The sequence below is a fragment of the Enterococcus plantarum genome, assembly GCF_001730295.1.
Taxonomy (GTDB): domain Bacteria; phylum Bacillota; class Bacilli; order Lactobacillales; family Enterococcaceae; genus Enterococcus_L; species Enterococcus_L plantarum.
The window spans coordinates 17,315-36,394 of record NZ_MIKA01000011.1; the positions used below are offsets into that span (position 1 = coordinate 17,315).

The window sequence follows — 19,080 nt, forward strand, 5'->3', positions numbered from 1 at the left end:
TAAATTACCATCCGCAGCATCTTGAAGAGCAGCAGCTATAGCTACATCTTGTAGAGTAACAGCTACTTGATGAAGATGATGAAGATGATGAAGACCAACTCCATCCAAAAAAGCTTCCTTGTACTTTATTCATTTCTTCTGGTGTTAACTCTTCGAAAGATTTTCCTACTTTTTTTTCTGCTTGTTTGTTCATAACATTTTCCTCCTGTGTCTTTTTTTAGATAATAAAACCTGCACTTTTTATTATCATATATTTAAAATAGATAATTAAATCTATCTTAAAACATTTTTTTGACTGATCCAACTTAAATCAGCAATTTGATCATTGTGAACTTATTTGCTTCGATTTTGAATCTTGTTGTTTCTGGTTTAGTTGAAAAGTTTTTGATAACGGGCATAATCTCATACTCACCAGGCGGTAAGTATATACTCATTTGACCAAATGCATTAGAAATAACAGATGTTTCAAATGCTGCTCCTTTTATACAAGTAATGCTATATTCCAATCCTTTTAGAGATTGTTTGGCATCATTACTTGAAAGATAGACCAAAGCTCGCCCTTGTTGTTGTTTCGGTTTATTATAAAAAGTTGCTTCTGCAATTTCTTGCACAACGATTTCTTTATTTTGAACGGCACCATCAATTTCGTAGCCGTCTGGTGCTTTTGTTTCAGTTATAGTAACCTTCCCGACCGGTAAATCTGGGAAAAACAGTTCGCCTTGTGTATCAGTTACACCTCTGTGAACGTTCCCAGCAGAATCAGTTACTTCAAATTCAGCATTTGGCAAAACTGTATCTGTTTCAAATCCATCTTCATCTTTGGCAAATTTAGTGATTTTCAGTCCGCCTAAGTTCTCTTTTTTACTATTGGCATGTCTAATTTCGACTACTGTTCCTGACTCCACTGTCACTTCGTAAAAAGTTGAATCTTCTTCATAGCCTGGCGGTGCTTCGACCTCGACAACATAATATTTGCCTGGTTCTAAATCATTTAAAAGAATCTCACCGTTGGTATCTGTCGTGTAAGTGCCGATCAATTGAGTATCATTGTCGTAGACTTCAAAAACAGCTCCTGATAAATAAATTGTTGGATTTGAATCTTTCACATACTTTGTGATCTTTAAAGCACCCAGTTTAGGCAATTCTATTTTTTTGTTGATTACGTCGATTGACGCTTTACCATTTGGATCTGTTTTCGCTAATGTAATGAATTTCTCTGTGGTATCTAGCTCGTATCCTTCTGGGGCTTTAGTTTCGATTAATTTGTAGGTCCCATATGGTAAATCAGTTAATTGACCAATCCCATTTGCATCAGTTGAGATTTTACCAACTAGCTCATTCGCTGAATTATAAACCTCAAATTCTGCTCCTTCTAATACAGTTCCAGCCTCATCTTTTTTAACAATCTCAAGTGAGCCTGTTGTTTTTTCTTGTTTATTTTTAACTGTAATACCAATAACTCCGTTTGGATCGTCTTTTGAGACTACAATCGTTTTTGGTGTCATATCTAATTCGTAGCCAGAAGGGGCTTTAGTTTCAACTAATTGATACGTACCGAATGGTAAATCACTTAAGATAGCTGTCCCGTTTGCATCAGTCGTAATCTTACCAACTACTTTATTTGTGGCATCACGCACTTCAAACTCTGCTCCTGCTAATCTCTTACCATTTTCATCTGTTTTGATAACTTCAAGAGCACCTGTTGTGATTTTTTTCTTATTCACAACAGTAATACTTGCTTTACCATTTGGACTTTTTTCAGATAAAATGACCGGTCTTAACGTTTGATCTAACTCATAGCCTGCTGGGGCTTCAAATTCAATTAACGTATAAGTGCCATAAGGTAGGTTTGTACTTGTTGCAATACCATTCGCATTTGTTGTGATCATCTCAACTACCTTATTATTGCTATTTACCACAAAGAATTTTGCACCGGCTAAGACTTTACCAGCTTCATTTTTTTTAATTACTTCTATCGTACCCGTTGTGATTTTTTTCTTATTCACAACAGTAATACTTGCTTTACCATTTGGACTTTTTTCAGATAAAGTGACCTGTCTTAACGTTTGATCTAACTCATAGCCTGCTGGAGCTTCATATTCACTCAACATATAAGTGCCATAAGGTAGGTTTGTAATTGTTGCAACACCATTAGCATTCGTTGTGATTTGTCCAACTACTTTGTTACTGCTATTTATTACAAAGAATTTTGCGCCTGCTAAGACTTTACCGGCTTCATCTTTTTTGATTACTTCTATCGCACCTGTTTTCACAACTTTTTTGTTTAAAATGCTAATGCTAGCAACTCCACCTGGCGATAAAGCCGATAGAGTAACGTATTTTGGTGTTGTATCTAATTCATAACCGACTGGTGCTTGGAGTTCAATCAATTTATAAGTACCATATGGAAGATTACCTAATGATGCAACGCCATTAGCATTTGTGGTTATTCTTCCTACAATTTGGTTGCTTGCATTGTAAACATTAAATATAGCGCCTGCTAAAACTTGATTGTTTTCATTAGTTTTAATAACTTTTATACTACCTTTTTGAATAGGTAATTGTTTATTGCTTTTCTTTAAGCAAATAATTTGACCTGCTCGTATTAGACTAAAGCGCATGCTACTTGTTTCTAATTGATAGCCTGCTGGTGCTTTAGACTCCCGAATAGAATAATTTCCTAATGGAAGTGAACGTGTTTCAGCGATACCATTGTAATTCGTTTGAATAACTTGAATAGCCCGATTCCAACGATCATAAATTGTAAATTGAGCTCCAGCTAATCTTGCATTTGTTCTTGCATCATACTTGATTACTTGAATACCACCACATGAAACTGGAGAAAAAAAACGCGGTGTTACACTTGTAGGAGCTAAAAGATTTCTTTGTATCTCAGAGATATTGTTATTTGATAAATTGTTTTCTGACTGTTCGTTTATAAAACTGGCTGTTGACCAAGTTGAGTTATTTTGAACGGCTTCAGCTTGCTTTGCTCCTAATACAACGATTGTTAACAAAATTAAAACGAATGAAAAAAATAAATAGCTAAATTTCTGTCTCATTTAATTAAAACTCCCCCGATAATTTTGGTTTTTGAATTCTTTAATAATAGATTTAATACGTGATAAACCAAATAAATAAATTGACCATCTTCTTCAACCCCTCTCATAATGAAATTATTTTTAAAAAAAGGATAATTAATTTAAAAATTATTTCATTACCTACTAGTTATTTAATGTTTTTGCTATAATAACATAATCAACACAAATTTTTCCGCTTGGTAAAGTATTTTATACCGCTGGAAAGGAGAATTATTTTGAAGAATTATGGAACAATGCTAAAAAAAATAAGACAAGAAAAAGGACTCAGCCAAAAAGACATTTATGATGGAATCATGACAAGGCAAACTTATTACTTGATTGAAACTAATGTCAGTATGCCTTCTTTTGATAAGTTTCTACTAATTTTAGAAAAACTTTTTGTTTCTGTTGATGAATTTCTCTATTTACTCAATCATGAAACATTCCCAACCGATCATCATTTGTATCATCAATTAAGCCAAGCTGTTTTTAAACACGACCAACAGATGTTTGATTCACTTATCGAAAACTCTCGACAAGTTTTTGAAACAACAAAGAATCAAAAATTTTTCCACCTAAACTTAGTCACTCAAGCAATGAGTCGTTTAACTAAAGCGCCCAACGATCCTGATACTATGAAATTTTTGAAGCAAATGATGTCTCCTATCAAAGATTATTTGACTGGTATTGACAAATGGTATCTTTATGAACTAAAGTTGCTGAATAATTCTCTCTATTGCTTTGAATTATCTGAGGCAATCGCATTAGGTACTTTGGTTGGAAGAAAAATCGACTCTCTCAGTCATTTAGAACAGTATCAAGACATAAAGTTAAGAATCTACTTAAACCTTTCTAGCTTATGTTTAACTTGCCGAGACTATGAAAATACTTTATTTTTTTCAGCTTTGGCCAAAGAAAATGCCAATACCGATTACCGATTATTTGAAATGATCATTGCAAATTTGAATTATGAAATTGCCCAAACAGTGATTAAAAAACATAAGGAAAATTCTAAAATCACTAATTATCTTGTCCTATTGGAAACGTTAGATTATCAAGTAACGGTAAAAGAATATAAGAATATATTGGCAACGCACCTCACCAGCATTTAGTACTCGCTTATTTTCTTAATAATATCGCTTTAATAACCAAATTGATTTACTTTATAATCCCAACTATAGGGCCTAGGTGAAATTGAATGCTCACCAGAACTATCGCTACCAAGTTCTGGTGTAATAAACATGGTTACCCAATACTCACTATTTGTTTGAACATCCAGATCAGCTTCATTATTTTTTATAAGAGTTGATGTATTACTTGATAAATGGGTCGTATTTAAGTTCAAATTCGTTGTCGTTGCAATGTAGCCAAAAAAATTATAATATTCAGGAACTAAATCTATTATCTTAAGTTGCTTTTGTTCTCTAGCTAGTACGATGTTATATTTAGTAAATAGTGCTTCAGACACTTCGGTCTTAGTATCTTTCGTACTACTTCCAGAAATTAAATTCATTTGTTGCTGGGTTTCGCCAATAATTAAAGAACGGTAAAACGCTTTTGAAGGAATCACTAATTCTGAATTTGGTTTGAGTACACTTTGACGTATATTCAAAATAATTGTTTTAGTCTCAGATATTTTTTTGTTCGTGACAACTATTTGTTGATGGGCATACGAACTGACGTCGGCAGCAAATTTAAAATTAGCTTTAGTATTTTCTGTTTTCAAGCCATTAATATCGACCGTAGTTTCATACTCTTGCTCATTTTTTAAAATTTCTTCAACAAAATAATCTTGATCGGCTTTCCAAGGATGAACTATTTTTTTCACATCATTTGGATAGAGTGAAAAGTAATCATTAGTCGTATATTGATCATCTCCATAATGAAAATCAAATGCCTTCGTGGGATCTTCTATTTCCTCGTTTTTTTCATTGCTTAATTTTTTTTGTAAACTGACAATGATTGGTCTAACTTCTGGTCTCGGAAATTCTTTTTGCTGTACTTTATCGTTATAATCTTTATAAACAATCGTTGCTTTTCCATTTGTTTTTGCTAATCCATTTGCATCAATAATCAAGGGCTCTAATACCCTATTATTTGCATTCACACGATAGGTGATTTCAGCGAACATCACATTTTCATCAGGCTCACTTGAAACTGGTGTCTTAAGTGGTCCTACAGTCCAATTGATTGTTTGTCGTCCGTTCACTTCTTTAATTTCAGTTGTTCCTTGGGTAGCATCGACATTCCCCTGTATTTCAAATCCTTGACCCATTGGATCGACAACAAATCCAGATTTGATAGCACCAACAATTTCCCCAGCGATACCACTTAAAATATCATCTAAATTATCTGCCGTTGCTGCAAAACTCTTATCGTCAGAAGAGGCAATCTCTTTCATTGTTTGATTTCCTGTGACAACTTCATCATCTTGAGAGGTGGAATCCATATCTACCCCAATCGTATAAAAATCAGTGAGTAAATCGTCGCCAACCGCTCTTTTTTCATTTTTTGCGATTGTAGCTTCTGCTATAGCACTATGTGCATGGTTTACCATCAAGCGATTTTTAGAACCGGACGGCATTGCCTCAAACTCAGGAGCAAAACCACCGATTCGATATTTCGCACCATTTCCAAAATAGTTATTCCCCTCTTTATTGCGATAATCATAATTAAAGTTATCTTTTGGAATAGTTTTAACTGTTTCATAATAATCATAACCATTTTGCAGATAATCAAATTTTTCCATACCTGCTAATTGATTGTAAGGAGCTGTGGGTGGATAGCTATAGGTTGGTACACCATCGGACACAAGTACCACATTCCTTTTTTCCCCAGTGGCTTGTCTCATTACTTCTGTTGCAGTTTTAATCGCAGATTGTGTAAAAGTTCCTCCATTTTCAACGGGTTTTAATTCTTTTATCTTATCGATTAACAATCCTTTATGTTCAGCATCTACAAAACGACCACTCCAACCACTCTCATTAAAAGTATAATTGGTTATATCTGTATTGTACGTAATCAAAGCAATACGATTAATATAGTCTTCCCGCAATACCATATTGACAAACTTTTCAGCTGCTAATTTTGCTTTGTTCATTCGATCGTTTTCATTCATACTCCATGAGGTATCAATGATCAACACAATATCTGTAGGTGCCGGTGGAAACTGATTACGTCCCTCAACACGCAAAGTGATATCCCATTGATTGACCATTCCAGCCACCGGTTCTGCTTTTTTACTTAAATTAATTTCTCCAGGTAGTAATTCAGTTTTTTTAGCAGCTTTAACTGGTCCATTCGTATCAAGCATAGCTGATTGAGTAGCGTAGATAGATCCGATCAAACAAAAAACAATCATGAGCCACCTTAAAAATTTAAATCGTCTCTTTTCTCTCACCAGGGTATTCACCTCATTTTATTTATGGATTTTTTTTAATCATTAATAGTTTGATTTTTTAATAGATTGTCTAATTCTATGAGAGGTTCAGTTGCTGGGATTTGTCCATTCCACCAAGCGTCTCTATAAGCAAATTTTGTTGTACTGATTCCTTCTGATTTTATTTCAAATGATAGCAAGACTTCTTCATATTCTTCCGTGATATTTGCTTTATTCATTCTTACTTTAGTAAATAAATTTGTTGTACGCTCGTCTTTTAGCAACTTCTTTTTATAATAAAAGTAACCATCTTTACCATCGATCCAATCAATCAAGTTATAATCAATGCTCAAAACGGGTGCTGATCCGTCAATTGTTACAGGTAATAATGTAAGTACATCATTCGATTGTTTTTTGATAAGCATAGGTAATGCCAAAACTCTTAGGAAGATTGATTGCTCTCCAGTATTCCTTATAGCTACTTTTTTTAGATAGTCTTTCTCTGGTTCGAATACCTCTGGTGGATAAAATTCTTCTTCTATTGATGATTCAAGGTTGCCTATTCTAAACTCATTACGCTTTTGGTCACTATCGGTCAAGGCTGCGTAAGTTTGATATAAACCGAAGGAAAGACAGAGAATCATTATCAAAAAGCCTGTAAATAAGTAAAATTGTTTTACACTTATATACTTTTTAGTATTCCGCTTTTTTTTCATTTTCCATACCCTCCTTTTACTCACTTATTATCCCTAATTCCTCATCCTTCACGAATGTCCGAGTCATATCGACACTTCAATTTAGAAACATTAAATCCAGATAGTAAAATGGCTTTGTAAAAGTTACTTATTACTTAATAGATTCTTCTGAGCGTTTCAAACGATAGCCTTTGAGCGAGTCTTTTTGACAATATTTACATTCTGGGATATCTGTTATTCCTTTTTTTAGACTTGGTTTTGTTTAACTATTTTAGCCTTTAATCTCTCAGATGACCGTAATACATGTCATATAAATCTCCTACATTGCCAATATTCCATGAACTTAAAAGCTCTTTTGTTCCGTCATGTGCATCCATCATCGGATTTAACTGATATAGTGCTCCTTTTAATTTGTTAGGTGCATCTGGAGCTAATTGAACACTTTTCAGTACTGGTGTACTTAGTTCGTTCGGTTGGAGTAACTCTGAATAATAAAAATAGCCTTCTTTATATAACCAGTATTCTTTTGTTTCTTTTGTAGGAGCAACAGTGTATATATTATCCGGGAACGCTAAACGAAACCACCTTAAATCTGTTTTTTCTCTGTTAGTATCATTAAATTTGTACATCTCTGAACCTGTCAATACATTTGGTACAATCGCTTTTTTAGCAATTAATTGTTGCCCTCCATAGAAATAAGTTCCTCCAGCATTTGCTGCGGCTTCCCAAGTTTCTGTTTTCTTTTCGTCCACTTTCGGTTGTATTTCTTGTGTTGCCTTTGCTAAATTTCCGTTACCACTTTGGTCTAAGATATCTATTTCGAATAACAACAGGTATTCATATAAACTCATCCGAACAAAAGCTGGAATTGTACCAGTATTTTTGACTTGAATCACTTTTTTCGTTGTTAAACCTGGTTGCCATTCAAGTTCGGGTTCAAATTCTTCTATAATTTTTGCAGATAATCTTGCACCAACGAAGTGGTTCACCTCGCTGTCTTCCGAGACAAACCAGGCATATGTACTTCCTAGAACCATCAAACCAGAAAAGAGAAATGTGCAAATAGCGATGAGTAGTTTTGTGTTTATTTTAGCTCGTTTTTTTTTTCTATTTTGATTTATTTGTCCTGAGTTTCGCTTTTGCTTTTTCACACCATACTTCCTCCTAATTATTTAATCGTTCTAAAAAATTCAAATTAAAAAATCTTATTTATCTATGTCTCTTTATCTTTTTAGGTTGAATTTCCTCTTGTTTTTTATGTTTAAGTATCAATAAGAAAACTAGAATTAGGAATAATCCAATGCACGAGAAAATCATTGCGTTGCGCCATTCTTCACCTGTTCTTGGAAATTTTATTTTACTCATCAACTTTTCTGCTAAAGGTTTGTCTTGTTCATCTGGATCTTTAGTATCTGGCAATTTATTTTTTACAGCTTTAAAATACCAAATATTCTCCACGATGTTCTTTTTAAAAAAATCACGATTTGTGTACATTTTTCCATCTAATTCAAAGTGAGCTTCTAACATTTTTGTATCTCCACCTTTGAACGTTCCTAAATTTAACGGAGTTGATTTATCTTGCAAATTTACTGTTTTAGTAACACCTGACAATGGTCCTTTATATCGTTCTTGGCCATCGTAAATCAAAGTCATTTTAATAGCTTGAGACAAATCTAATGAGCCTTCAATAAGTGTTGGCTTACTTATGCTCATTGTTAAATGGTAAGGTATATCTTCTTCTATGTTGATGATTGTGATTTTTGTGACCCATTTTTTTCCTGGCTCAACATCTCGAAAATCAATTAAATATTGACCATCATTTTTAATTTTTATTCCTTGATCGTCGCCAGCCACTATCCCAGAGGGAAGATTGGACTCTGAATTCGCTTCAACAGGTTTTAATATAAAGAGCAGACCGATTAATACAAACAGGACTGTCATTACCCAATTTTTATTCCTGTATCTTCGTTTCATCCTTTTTCCCCCTTAAAATAGATAGCTTCTTTTCTTTATTTAGCAGGTACTAAATTTTTCAATGCTGTTGCCAGTGAATCATTGACACCTGCTGGTAACCATTGATCTACTGCATCTTTGTATGCTGCAAGCCCTTGTCCTTTTACAGTTAAGTCGTAAATCAATTTACTATACTCATTACCGGCTGTCCCTAATAATTTAACAGCGTCCATCAATTGTGCTGTATTCGCACCTGGTGCTAAAACACTTGTATAATAGAAATAGCCATCTGCTGCATTAAAATACCATTTATCAGCAGTCTTAGGATCTTTTGTAATATTATTGAATGAAATTTGGATATTTCCTGAACCTGTTGCTGCTGGTGCATTCCAAATCAACGTGCCATCTTGTGTAAATGTTGGCGCATAAACTGGTGCTATCGTCCATTCTTTTTCGTCAGCCGCTTTGTATTCTAATGATACATAGCTTAGTGATGGTGTCCCTGATTTTACTTTGATTTGATTTGATGTATTACGAGTAAATCCATCAATCCCACTCGCGTAATATAGAACCCCATTTTTTTCAAATGTGTAGCGGTATGTGTAAGTCGTTTTAGTTCCAACCGTTTCTGCTTTTTCCTTAACTTTCAATGTATACGTTCCGGCAAATTCTCCAGCATCTACTTTTAAAGTCGGTGCACTGCCTTCAAAAGTAGAATCTGTAAATCCAGCTGAAGATTCTGTTCCTGGTAATACATAAACTTCCTTGCTTGTTTTACCTTCAAGTTCAGCACCCGTTGTTAATTTAACTTGATAATCTTTTAGCAGTTGCAATGATTCCTTTAACGAAACACGAACTAACGTTTTGTACTCACCGATATTCTGGATTGCTACATCTTTATTTACTTCTGATCCTGGATCCCAGTCGGTCGGCGGATCAAAGGTTTCCACTACTTCAATATCTTTTCCAGTTGCAATTTGTCCTTCAAAATGGTTGTTTTTTTGGTCTTCACTCGTAAACCAAGCGAATGTTCCCGCTGCAATTGCAGCAAGCGCAAAGACGCTTGCTAAAGCAAAGACTTTTTTCTTTCTGTTTTTATTCATTCTTAAGTTCCTCCCAATTTTTTTTATTATCAACCTTTTAACAATAATGCTTAAACTATTTTTCGCACTATATTAAAAAGTAAATACCTTCTTTTATTTGTTTAAAATGTAATAACGGATGATCGTGATAAAACCGAAAACTGAAAGTAAAAAAACAATCGAAATAAGTGTATTTTCACGAACAAATTTTAAAAATGCTCCCACTTTTGGCATCACTGCGATTTTTTTTCCGACTACTTGTTTTTCATTGACCGGAACATCTTCTGCTAAGTTGGCATCTCCTTGCGTAATATAATAAGTTCCTTTAGTTTCGCCTAAGTGATCTAACTTTTCTTTCACTCTGTGGGTCAAAAAAGTTTGGCTTTTGATACTAGGTCTAAATGTGATTATATCTCCTACCTCAGCTTCATTACCTGCGATGTTTTTCACTAAAATTATGTCTCCAGAATAAAAACCACCCTTTTGTGTTTTAGGATCTCTTGGCACCATAGAATCAGTTAATACACCAAAGAATCGATAACCTAAAATACTTTTATCCGAATTTTTAGTCGTTGCAAAAATAACGGAACCAAAAATCATAAATAAAATGAAACCATAAAAAATAATGTTAAATACTAACCTATAAATAGAATTTTTGGATTTAGATGTTTTAATTTTTTTCTTTGAACCTGAATGCTTTTCTTTTTTTCTATTTTTCGTCATTGCTTTTTTAGCAGTTTTTTTTGAACCAGATGATATCTTTTTCTTTTTCAAAGTTTGTTTTGTCGTTGCTCTTTTCGCTCTTTTTTTTTTATTCGACTGTGGTTTCTTGCTCCGTTCTTCCATCACATTCTTAAACCCTCACTTTGCCTTAGACTTACAAAAAAACAGTCATTCACTAAGTTGAAAATTAAGAAAAGCAACTAATTCGGTATGATTTCAGCTCATTTTATTTATCAGTTCTTATTAATAAAAGACTTATACTTTGAGCGTTGCAATCATTTTGATAGTCCAAAAAACTATTGATATTAAGAAAATCAACTAAAACGCAAAAAAAGAAATACGCATGAATGGATAAATCCCTTCACTACGTATTTCTAGACCGTTTCCTCTAAAAAAAAAAGTATGTGTTTTAGCTGTATAAAAAACAATAGTTTATTATAGAAGAAACTAAAAGTCAATAGTTTTTAAAAATATTTTTTACTCTTTGTAGAATCAAGATAAAGGCGGTGATTAAGGTGGATTGACAGACTTTATTCAATTGTTTAAGAATTGAATGATCAAATAAATTCTCATTATTTTTACTAACAACTATCAATAATTTAGAGGTGTATATCTATGGCAGTGATCGGTTACATGCGCGTTAGTACGCATCAGCAAAAATTTGATTCTCAACAAAAAGCACTTGAACGATATGGTGTAGATTTAATCTACAAAGAACGCGAAAGTGGCAGAAAAACATCTAGAAGTGAACTTAACAAAGTCTTAGCTTGTTTAAAATCTGGTGATACTCTTGTTATTTTTAAACTTGATAGATTATCCAGAGGAACAAAGCAATTGCTGAGTTTATTAGAAGAGTTTGAACAAAGGAATATTCATTTTGTCAGTATTCAAAATAATATAGACACTACAACTGCAATGGGACGATTTTTTTTCACAGTAATGGGTGCCTTCGCAGAAATGGAAGCTGAATTGATTCGAGAAAGGGTGATGGCAGGCCTTGATGCCGCTAGGGAAAGTGGTCAGCAGTTGGGACGGCCACCACGAACAAAAGAAGTGAATGAAGCATTAAAATTGTACGCAAATTCTGATTTAACTGTTCCAGAAATCGCTAAAAGATGTAATCTATCTGTCCCTACAGTCTATAATCACATTCGAAAACAAAAATTATTAAAAAGAAACAATTAATACACACACATGCTCTATCATAAAACACAAAGGGAAAACTAAGAACACTTTAATAATATAATAATTTTATATACGAAAGCTCTTATAATAATACATATTGGATATAAGGATCGTGGCATAGAGGGATATTAATTATTCTTGCCTCGATCCTATTTTAATCAGCCGATCAATTTCAAGCCAATAACAGATGCTAAAATGATCCCAATGAAGACAATTCTACGCCAATCTTTTGATTCCCCGTAAAAAAGCATTCCTAAAATAGCGCCTCCCGCTGCACCGATCCCCGTCCAAATAGCATATGAAACCCCCATTGGCAAACGCTTCATAGCTAAGTAAAGAAAGATAAAACTACAGCCAAAGGTAAAGAATAAAAGGAATAAAGATGTTTTATTTTTGTTTAGATTATAGCGGTTGATCGACCCAACGCCAAGCATTTCAAAAATTCCTGCCATCATTAAAAACACCCAACTCATTTTTGATCCACTCCTTTCTCTCCTGTTACAACTTTCAAGCCCATTACACCAATGAGCAGTACTACAATCAGCAAAATTTTAGATAGCTTAAATTCTTCACCAAAAAAGAGGATTCCTGTGAGTACTGTACCTGCTGTGCCTAACCCCACAAATACCGCATATGCCGTTCCAACAGGCAACGTTTCTCCTGCTTTTATCAACGCGTAAAAACTAATAAAAATAAAGACCACCGTCAATACTATTTCCCACCATGTATGACTATGTTTCATTCCAATGACCCATAATACTTCAAAAAAAGCACCAATCATTAATTTTAACCAATCTTTGTTCATATAAAAACCTCCTTATTTTATCTGGAACAACGTCCCGCTTTAGTTCACCTTGTGTCATGCAATACTGGCTATTTCTTAAATAGTTCAAAAGAGAAAATAAAAAAGGTGTCAATCAACAATTCCATCTACGGCCTAAGAATTGTTGATCCACACTTTGACTGATAATCAGCCGGCGCTAATTATCAAAAGTTAGTTGATTTAGTTGTATTCATTCTCTTAAAACTGTTTCTCATTTTACGCCATAATAAACGAATTGGCAATAGCCCCGTTCTTTGTTATTTGTTAAATAAAATTTAATAAGTTAGAAAAACTGTATAACACGCTATTTTACTTTATTAAGCATATAAATTGTCTAACAAAGCTATCATTTTTACCGATATATATTCTAATTGATGTCCTCATACCTTTACCTTCTTAGATAGGAAGTCTCATTCGATCAGATAATTCAGAAAATTTTTATCTGATGATTTTGTAAATCTAATCAACATATGATACACTTATCTTATCAAAAAAAGATTCCTAGTGAATCAGTCAACGTTGATATTACTTACTTTAGGCGGTAGTAATGTCAGCGTTTTTCTTCGCCTATACAAATTATAACACACTAAAATCTTTTTGAAAATATCAGCGTACTTAGCGTAATAAAAAAAATCTCACCCTATTTAAGGTGAGATTTTTCATTAAAAGTAGGCTCTATCACTCTCTTTTTATGCTAAAGCTCCCATTGGATCCCATGGGGCTAAGACAGTTGGCTCTTGTTTCCATATTTCCTGTAACTCCGGTGATAAGAATTCTTTACGAACAACGATTTGATAGGTGTATTCGTCCATCCAAGCGTCACTCATTACAAAGAACCCTTTGTCTCCGACTTTTTCACCCCAGCTATTCTCTACTTTCCATTTAGTAGAAGTGCCTTCGATCAAATCTACACCTGTTAAAACCATCGCATGAGTCATCAAACTTTCACCAAAGTCTAAACGTTCAGCTTTCGTCATCGTGAAATCAATATCGAATAAATCATTCATATCATAAGCATCTAACGACATAATTCCACTATCTCTTGTGGAAGACTGACCCACATCACAACCAAACCAAACAGATTCGCCTTGTTCTAACTGCGCAACTGCTAATTTCTTGAATGTCGTCATATCCACATTGATGTATTTCACTTCTTTGCCACCTACAACATTTCCTAACATTTCGACAGTATATGTTTGGTTGTATGGTTTATCAGCTGTTGGGGCATTGATCACACTTACATAGTCATCAAGATTCACACCCACATATTTTTCATAGAACGATTGCGGTGTTAACTGTTGATCCAAATGATATTTTTTCTCTTCGTCACGGTACTCAAAATCAAATTTATCTGGCGGTGTACCTAATGAAATCGCTAAAAAGTTATACACTTCTGCCAGCATTTCCTCTTTGGCTGTTTGAACGTCTTCCACTGTTTTCCCACTAGCGATTAACGCACGCAAAATCGTTGCATCTTTTCTTAATTTTTTATTTAAGTAATTGTTTAAGTCACGTGAATTTGAGCTATTACTACTTTCAGGCATGGCTGTTTTTGGCACAACCCCATATTTTTGGAAAAGAGAAACGATCATATCCCATTGTCCACCATCTTGTTGAGGTGTTGCTAATAGGAAAGCAACTTTACGGCTATCTAATGCTTGATCTGCTGTTGCAATAATATTTTCATAGAAGTAATTGGACTTTTCATATTTATCCCAGAAAAATGTATAGTTTTGAGAAAGTTCAAAATCTTTTAAATTAAAGCTGTTGATCATTTTATGTCTAAATGTATTCAACGCTGCAAACATCCAACAACGTCCGCTTTGTTTTTGATTGGCTACTTTTCCAGTTGCAAGATCTACTGAAAAGACGGGCACATTATTGACTTCAGCGATCTGATTTTGTGCGGAAGCCGAAATACCATTTTTAACTACTCCACGCTGTAGGGCATTTTGCTTATTATTTTCCACAAATGTATCGTGAAATTTTTGTGTTACTGTAGGGTCGATTACTGACATTTTGATTCATCCTTTCACTCATCGTATTTCTTTTTCATTATATGCCTCAATTTTCAAACTCACAAGTTTTTAATAAAATAAAATTGCTTTTTTGCATCACTTGTATTATCATATGCAATACAAAGAAGTAAAAGAGGTGACTATATGTTATTAGAAATAGATACTCAAAGCCAAACGCCGATTTATCAACAGATTTGTAATCAACTTATCCTTGGGATTGCAACGCATAAACTGCAGCCAGGCGAGCTCCTTCCCTCCGTTCGGCAAATGGCGGATGAAATCGGCGTAAATATGATGACTGTTTCAAAAGCCTACTCTCTATTGAAACATGATGGCTACATTTTAACAGATCGTAGAAATGGTACCAAGGTTGCTGAAAAGCAAGTACTCGATTCTTCCTTTCAGGAACGATTTATAAAAGATTTGGAATTATTACTAGCTGTAGCTTCTATTCATAAACTTTCAGAAAGTACCGTACAAGAAGAAGTCAAACGGATGTATCAAAAATTTGAACAGTAAAAGGTGTGTTGAAAATGAATTTCTTTCTCTATTTATTGCTTGTTGGGGTCAACTTTTTAATGGCATTTACCGGTAGAATCCCTGCAAATCCGCATAAAAATGTTATTTTAGAAACAACGTTACCAAAAGATAAACTTCAAGATGAACAGGTTTTACTCGTTAGTAAAACGTATAAGAAAAGATTAGTGCAATTGGCATTTATTTTCAGTATTATCGCTCTACCAATTCTATTGATTCCTTATGATTCTTTGACTTTGTTCTATTTTATGCTGATGACTATCGGATTGATTGGGGCTTCTTTTTACTTGGAGGTTGTTTATATTCGTAAAATGACGGCTGTTAAAGTCAAAAATAATTGGATTTTACCCACGAAACCGATATTAGTCGATACACGACTAGTGGTGAATAAAAATCGCAAATTGATTTCTATTTGGTGGTTTTTACCAAGTGTTTTGATGACTCTAACTGGTTGTATTTATTCTGTTCAAACACTTGGTTTGTCTAATGGTACCTGGCTCATTTGTCTGATTTCCATTCTTATGACAGGAATGTTTTTGCTTTTCTATTACTTTATTGCTCGCTTTCCAGTCAAACCTGTCACGAGTGATGAAATGATCAATCAAAAGGTCAACGATCAAATGCGCCATCATTGGTCTGTTCTAATGGCTGTTTCAGCATTTGTTTTGAGTCCTTTCGCTTTTTTGCCAACAAGTTCAGTTACGATTCCTTATGAACGAATGATGGTATTTTCAATTGGCTATGCTGTGCTTATACTCGGATTTGTCATTTTCACTTTTTATTATTTATTTTCTTCTAGAAAAAAACAAGATTACTTGATTGCGCAAGCTACGGAATACCGCTACAGCGATGAAGATCAATATTGGAAGTATGGCATTTATATGAATCCAAATGACAAAAGAATCATGGTACCTGATCGTATTGGCATGAATATCTCCGTCAATTTAGGTAGACCTGCTGGAAAATTAGCGTTAGGCATCACAGGTATTTTGGTTTTGATTGCGTTAATTGCATCAAGTGTACCAATGCTGATCAGCGATTTTTCAAGTAATCCATTTGACTTAACGACAACCCACACTGGTATCTCCTTATCAGCGCCATTAAATCAGCGTAAACAGATTGCTTGGAGTGACATTGAATCAGTGAAACTAGTCGATAGCCTTCCTAACGACAAACTCCGTATTTACGGAACGGCAACCGAAAATTATTTAACGGGAGAATTTAAAGTGAATGGTCAACCTGCTTATTTGCTTGTTTTAACAAATAAAAAACCGATTCTAGAAATCAAAACCAAAGAAAAGTTCTATTATTATACAAACAAAGACAGTATATTAACTAAAAAATACTATCAGAATATCCAAGCGATTCGAGAAAAAAAGCAATAGATTGGGACTGAAACTTCGCTCTTTTGATTGCTTGAAGCCCTAATACAGAGTGGCGTTAGTCAAAACAGTCATTATTTTGCCAAAAAATCCAGTATTCTTTCATTTTTACTTTGACATATTTCTCTTATGTGATTAAACTAGTCATAATGAATAGGAGTGAAGAAATAATGACTGTATTCAGTTTAAGAAAATACCAAAAATCTGATTTAGAAAACATACTTGCTATATTTAACGGAACTGTTCAAGCAATTAATAAAAAAGATTATACACAACAACAAATCGAACAATGGGTTCAGCTGGATCCTGATTATGAAAAATGGGATGCCAGACTCTCATCGACCTATAGTATTGTTGCGCTGAATCGCATGGAAGTGATTGGCTTTGGCAATATTACCGACACAGGTGAACTTGATTTATTGTATGTCGACAAAAAATGGATTGGGTACGGAATCGGTAAGATGCTAGCCCAAGATTTGATGGCTCATGCATTGAAAAGTGGCGTAAAAGAACTGACTGTCTACTCATCCATCACAGCGAAACCTTTTTTTGAATCACTTGGATTTGAATTAGTGGAGCAAAAAGTAAACTATCGCAATGGCGTAATGCTGATGAATTATTTGATGGTTTATCGTAAAGATAAATAGTAAGTGATTGTTTTATCGATTTGAAACTAGAGTTTTTTCTAGATTAAGTGCAGTGAGACCTCAATTTCAGTAATGTATGTTATTAAAAAAACATCTACCAAGAGTAAACTCTCAGTAGATGTTTTTTTGCTACGCTCCTACGCAACAGTAAATTTTGTTTCGGATAATGACTCTTGTAAAGTATCCTTTGAAACTTCTCTATCACTTGTTATTACGGCTGATTTTTTCGCCAAATCAACACTGACAGATTGAACACCTTCAATTTTTTCAACGTTTTCTTTGACGATAGTAGCACACCCCTCACATTTCATGCCGTTGATCGTTACAGTTTTTTCCATTGAGAAACACTCCTTCTAATTTTGATCTTATCTACTTTACTAAGTGACACTGACATTGACCTTGTATACAGTTGCAGGGCACTTCTTTTACGGCGGATTTTCGTTTTTCTTTCAATAGTCTTTCCAATTGATCGATATCATCGAAACTTAAAATAGTCTCATCGATTATTGAGGCAAGAACACTTCCGACCTTTTTACTACACACCTTGGTCAATAATTCTTCAGAAAGCGCCTCAATACTTTTGCGTTCTTCTACCAAAGGAAAATAGGTAAACTTATTGCCGTTACGAGTAGTTCCCAGCATCCCTTTCTCCACTAAACGACTCAGTAAAGTCTTGACCGTAGTACTTTTCCACTCCGTTTTTTTATTGAGAATATCTGTTACTTCTTTACTTGTTGTTTCTTGTGTCGCCCAAGCAACACGCATGACTTCCCATTCTGCGTCAGTGATAGTCAATGATTTTCTCTTATCTGACATAAAAAGTCTCCTTATTACCGAATTCTTCACGAAGGAACTACATATGTAGTCACCTCATACATTAATAATAATTCTTTTTTCTTCCATTGTCAAAAGGAAGATTTTTTCAGTCCTTTTCGAATACCATTCAGTAACGTAAAACAATATAAAAAAACGTAAAACAGCGGTCGGTGTTTTACGCTTCTTACTCCTTTCATTGGAAATTAATGATTCTGATTTGAGTACGTTGTATAGACCATATCGTTTTTCACATACACTTGCTCTACTTTTAACTCTACAGATCCATTGAATTCATTAAATAACGGAATTCCTTTCCCTAAGATCTTTGGAATAGTTGTAAGATTATACGTGTCGATCAATTTTGCTTCTACTAATGGTGCAATGATACTAGCACCGCCCACGATCCAAACCGCCTTCCTCTCTTGTTTTTTTAACTCTTGGACCAAGGCTACAGGATCTTGGTTCGTAAAAATTAGTTTTTCAGCATTTTCCTCTGGATGACTTGTAATGATATAGGATATTTGCTCTTCATAAGGATATTGCTCCGGAGATAAGTCATTGACGACTTGATCGTAGGTTGTTCGACCCATCACGACTGTATCGATTTTTCCCATCAATTCTTGGTAACTAGTGTCTTCTTCAACTAATTCAATTCCACCGCCTAAAAAGTCAATACTACCATCTGCTTCTGCAATATAGCCATCAACGCTCGCTGCAATATATAGAATAATTTCTCTACTCATAAAAGAACCTCCATCTA

Annotated in this window: 19 protein-coding genes; 5 read left to right on the forward strand and 14 right to left on the reverse strand. The window is 34.2% G+C overall.

The window, feature by feature from the left end:
• Window positions 1-4: 4 nt before the first annotated feature.
• Complete coding sequence (locus BCR22_RS15215; protein ID WP_139844071.1) at window positions 5-193, reverse strand: serine-rich class II lanthipeptide; 189 nt, start codon at window positions 191-193, stop codon at window positions 5-7.
• Between the two features lie 112 nt (window positions 194-305).
• Entirely contained in the window at window positions 306-3,062 is a 2,757-nt protein-coding gene (locus BCR22_RS05285) for a SpaA isopeptide-forming pilin-related protein (RefSeq protein ID WP_069653941.1), read from the reverse strand.
• A gap of 254 nt (window positions 3,063-3,316) precedes the next feature.
• Here BCR22_RS05285 and BCR22_RS05290 point away from each other — a divergent pair, with 254 nt between their 5' ends.
• Window positions 3,317-4,192: an Rgg/GadR/MutR family transcriptional regulator gene (locus BCR22_RS05290; RefSeq protein ID WP_069653942.1), complete on the forward strand. Its 876-nt coding sequence runs from the start codon at window positions 3,317-3,319 to the stop codon at window positions 4,190-4,192.
• A gap of 29 nt (window positions 4,193-4,221) precedes the next feature.
• Here BCR22_RS05290 and BCR22_RS05295 read toward each other — a convergent pair whose 3' ends face one another.
• The 6 genes from BCR22_RS05295 to BCR22_RS05320 form a co-directional block, all read right to left on the reverse strand.
• Window positions 4,222-6,441, reverse strand: a complete 2,220-nt coding sequence (locus BCR22_RS05295) for a vWA domain-containing protein (RefSeq protein ID WP_240485856.1) — start codon at window positions 6,439-6,441, stop codon at window positions 4,222-4,224.
• A 74-nt stretch (window positions 6,442-6,515) separates the two neighbouring features.
• Complete coding sequence (locus tag BCR22_RS05300) at window positions 6,516-7,175, reverse strand: hypothetical protein (RefSeq protein WP_069653944.1); 660 nt, start codon at window positions 7,173-7,175, stop codon at window positions 6,516-6,518.
• Between the two features lie 257 nt (window positions 7,176-7,432).
• Complete coding sequence (locus tag BCR22_RS05305; RefSeq protein ID WP_069653945.1) at window positions 7,433-8,305, reverse strand: BsaA family SipW-dependent biofilm matrix protein; 873 nt, start codon at window positions 8,303-8,305, stop codon at window positions 7,433-7,435.
• Window positions 8,306-8,363: 58 nt separating this feature from the next.
• On the reverse strand, window positions 8,364-9,128 hold the full coding sequence (locus BCR22_RS05310) for a hypothetical protein (RefSeq protein WP_083241757.1): 765 nt from the start codon (window positions 9,126-9,128) through the stop codon (window positions 8,364-8,366).
• Between the two features lie 35 nt (window positions 9,129-9,163).
• Entirely contained in the window at window positions 9,164-10,210 is a 1,047-nt protein-coding gene (locus BCR22_RS05315; RefSeq protein WP_069653946.1) for a BsaA family SipW-dependent biofilm matrix protein, read from the reverse strand.
• Between the two features lie 93 nt (window positions 10,211-10,303).
• Complete coding sequence (locus tag BCR22_RS05320) at window positions 10,304-11,035, reverse strand: signal peptidase I (RefSeq protein WP_240485858.1); 732 nt, start codon at window positions 11,033-11,035, stop codon at window positions 10,304-10,306.
• A gap of 492 nt (window positions 11,036-11,527) precedes the next feature.
• Between BCR22_RS05320 and BCR22_RS05325 the strand changes: the two genes are divergently transcribed.
• A complete protein-coding gene (locus tag BCR22_RS05325; RefSeq protein ID WP_069653948.1) occupies window positions 11,528-12,097 on the forward strand; it encodes a recombinase family protein in 570 nt (189 codons plus the stop codon).
• 158 nt (window positions 12,098-12,255) lie between these two features.
• Here the strand turns inward: BCR22_RS05325 and BCR22_RS05330 are convergent, their stop codons facing one another.
• From BCR22_RS05330 to BCR22_RS05340, 3 genes are all read right to left on the reverse strand, one after another.
• Window positions 12,256-12,570, reverse strand: a complete 315-nt coding sequence (locus BCR22_RS05330) for a DMT family transporter (protein ID WP_069653949.1) — start codon at window positions 12,568-12,570, stop codon at window positions 12,256-12,258.
• On the reverse strand, window positions 12,567-12,902 hold the full coding sequence (locus tag BCR22_RS05335) for a DMT family transporter (RefSeq protein ID WP_069653950.1): 336 nt from the start codon (window positions 12,900-12,902) through the stop codon (window positions 12,567-12,569). The genes BCR22_RS05330 and BCR22_RS05335 overlap by 4 nt, the downstream gene beginning before the upstream one ends.
• Window positions 12,903-13,609: 707 nt before the next feature.
• A complete protein-coding gene (locus tag BCR22_RS05340) occupies window positions 13,610-14,938 on the reverse strand; it encodes a C1 family peptidase (RefSeq protein WP_069653951.1) in 1,329 nt (442 codons plus the stop codon).
• Window positions 14,939-15,082: 144 nt separating this feature from the next.
• Between BCR22_RS05340 and BCR22_RS05345 the strand changes: the two genes are divergently transcribed.
• The 3 genes from BCR22_RS05345 to BCR22_RS05355 all read left to right on the forward strand — a co-directional run bounded on the left by BCR22_RS05345 (window position 15,083) and on the right by BCR22_RS05355 (window position 17,504).
• The gene (locus BCR22_RS05345) at window positions 15,083-15,457 is read left to right on the forward strand and encodes a GntR family transcriptional regulator (RefSeq protein ID WP_069653952.1); all 375 of its coding nucleotides are present in this window, start codon (window positions 15,083-15,085) and stop codon (window positions 15,455-15,457) included.
• Window positions 15,458-15,471: 14 nt separating this feature from the next.
• Window positions 15,472-16,860 (forward strand): DUF5808 domain-containing protein, encoded by a 1,389-nt coding sequence (locus BCR22_RS05350; RefSeq protein ID WP_069653953.1) that lies wholly within the window; start codon window positions 15,472-15,474, stop codon window positions 16,858-16,860.
• A 167-nt stretch (window positions 16,861-17,027) separates the two neighbouring features.
• Window positions 17,028-17,504 (forward strand): GNAT family N-acetyltransferase, encoded by a 477-nt coding sequence (locus BCR22_RS05355; RefSeq protein WP_069653954.1) that lies wholly within the window; start codon window positions 17,028-17,030, stop codon window positions 17,502-17,504.
• Window positions 17,505-17,641: 137 nt separating this feature from the next.
• Here BCR22_RS05355 and BCR22_RS05360 read toward each other — a convergent pair whose 3' ends face one another.
• The 3 genes from BCR22_RS05360 to BCR22_RS05370 all read right to left on the reverse strand — a co-directional run bounded on the left by BCR22_RS05360 (window position 17,642) and on the right by BCR22_RS05370 (window position 19,063).
• A complete protein-coding gene (locus BCR22_RS05360; RefSeq protein ID WP_069653955.1) occupies window positions 17,642-17,842 on the reverse strand; it encodes a cation transporter in 201 nt (66 codons plus the stop codon).
• 31 nt (window positions 17,843-17,873) lie between these two features.
• Window positions 17,874-18,320, reverse strand: a complete 447-nt coding sequence (locus BCR22_RS05365) for a CopY/TcrY family copper transport repressor (protein WP_069653956.1) — start codon at window positions 18,318-18,320, stop codon at window positions 17,874-17,876.
• A 203-nt stretch (window positions 18,321-18,523) separates the two neighbouring features.
• Window positions 18,524-19,063, reverse strand: a complete 540-nt coding sequence (locus tag BCR22_RS05370; RefSeq protein WP_069653957.1) for a dihydrofolate reductase family protein — start codon at window positions 19,061-19,063, stop codon at window positions 18,524-18,526.
• Window positions 19,064-19,080: the final 17 nt, after the last annotated feature.

Excerpts from the sequence above, each read along its gene's own strand:
- BCR22_RS15215 (WP_139844071.1), bottom strand. The coding sequence starts at position 193 with ATGAACAAACAAGCAGAAAAAAAAGTAGGAAAATCTTTCGAAGAGTTA.
- BCR22_RS05285 (WP_069653941.1), bottom strand. The coding sequence starts at position 3,062 with ATGAGACAGAAATTTAGCTATTTATTTTTTTCATTCGTTTTAATTTTG.
- BCR22_RS05295 (WP_240485856.1), bottom strand. The coding sequence starts at position 6,441 with ATGATTGTTTTTTGTTTGATCGGATCTATCTACGCTACTCAATCAGCT.
- BCR22_RS05300 (WP_069653944.1), bottom strand. The coding sequence starts at position 7,175 with ATGAAAAAAAAGCGGAATACTAAAAAGTATATAAGTGTAAAACAATTT.
- BCR22_RS05310 (WP_083241757.1), bottom strand. The coding sequence starts at position 9,128 with ATGAAACGAAGATACAGGAATAAAAATTGGGTAATGACAGTCCTGTTT.
- BCR22_RS05315 (WP_069653946.1), bottom strand. The coding sequence starts at position 10,210 with ATGAATAAAAACAGAAAGAAAAAAGTCTTTGCTTTAGCAAGCGTCTTT.
- BCR22_RS05320 (WP_240485858.1), bottom strand. The coding sequence starts at position 11,035 with ATGGAAGAACGGAGCAAGAAACCACAGTCGAATAAAAAAAAAAGAGCG.
- BCR22_RS05325 (WP_069653948.1), top strand. The coding sequence starts at position 11,528 with ATGGCAGTGATCGGTTACATGCGCGTTAGTACGCATCAGCAAAAATTT.
- BCR22_RS05330 (WP_069653949.1), bottom strand. The coding sequence starts at position 12,570 with ATGAGTTGGGTGTTTTTAATGATGGCAGGAATTTTTGAAATGCTTGGC.
- BCR22_RS05335 (WP_069653950.1), bottom strand. The coding sequence starts at position 12,902 with ATGAACAAAGATTGGTTAAAATTAATGATTGGTGCTTTTTTTGAAGTA.
- BCR22_RS05340 (WP_069653951.1), bottom strand. The coding sequence starts at position 14,938 with ATGTCAGTAATCGACCCTACAGTAACACAAAAATTTCACGATACATTT.
- BCR22_RS05345 (WP_069653952.1), top strand. The coding sequence starts at position 15,083 with ATGTTATTAGAAATAGATACTCAAAGCCAAACGCCGATTTATCAACAG.
- BCR22_RS05350 (WP_069653953.1), top strand. The coding sequence starts at position 15,472 with ATGAATTTCTTTCTCTATTTATTGCTTGTTGGGGTCAACTTTTTAATG.
- BCR22_RS05355 (WP_069653954.1), top strand. The coding sequence starts at position 17,028 with ATGACTGTATTCAGTTTAAGAAAATACCAAAAATCTGATTTAGAAAAC.
- BCR22_RS05360 (WP_069653955.1), bottom strand. The coding sequence starts at position 17,842 with ATGGAAAAAACTGTAACGATCAACGGCATGAAATGTGAGGGGTGTGCT.
- BCR22_RS05365 (WP_069653956.1), bottom strand. The coding sequence starts at position 18,320 with ATGTCAGATAAGAGAAAATCATTGACTATCACTGACGCAGAATGGGAA.
- BCR22_RS05370 (WP_069653957.1), bottom strand. The coding sequence starts at position 19,063 with ATGAGTAGAGAAATTATTCTATATATTGCAGCGAGCGTTGATGGCTAT.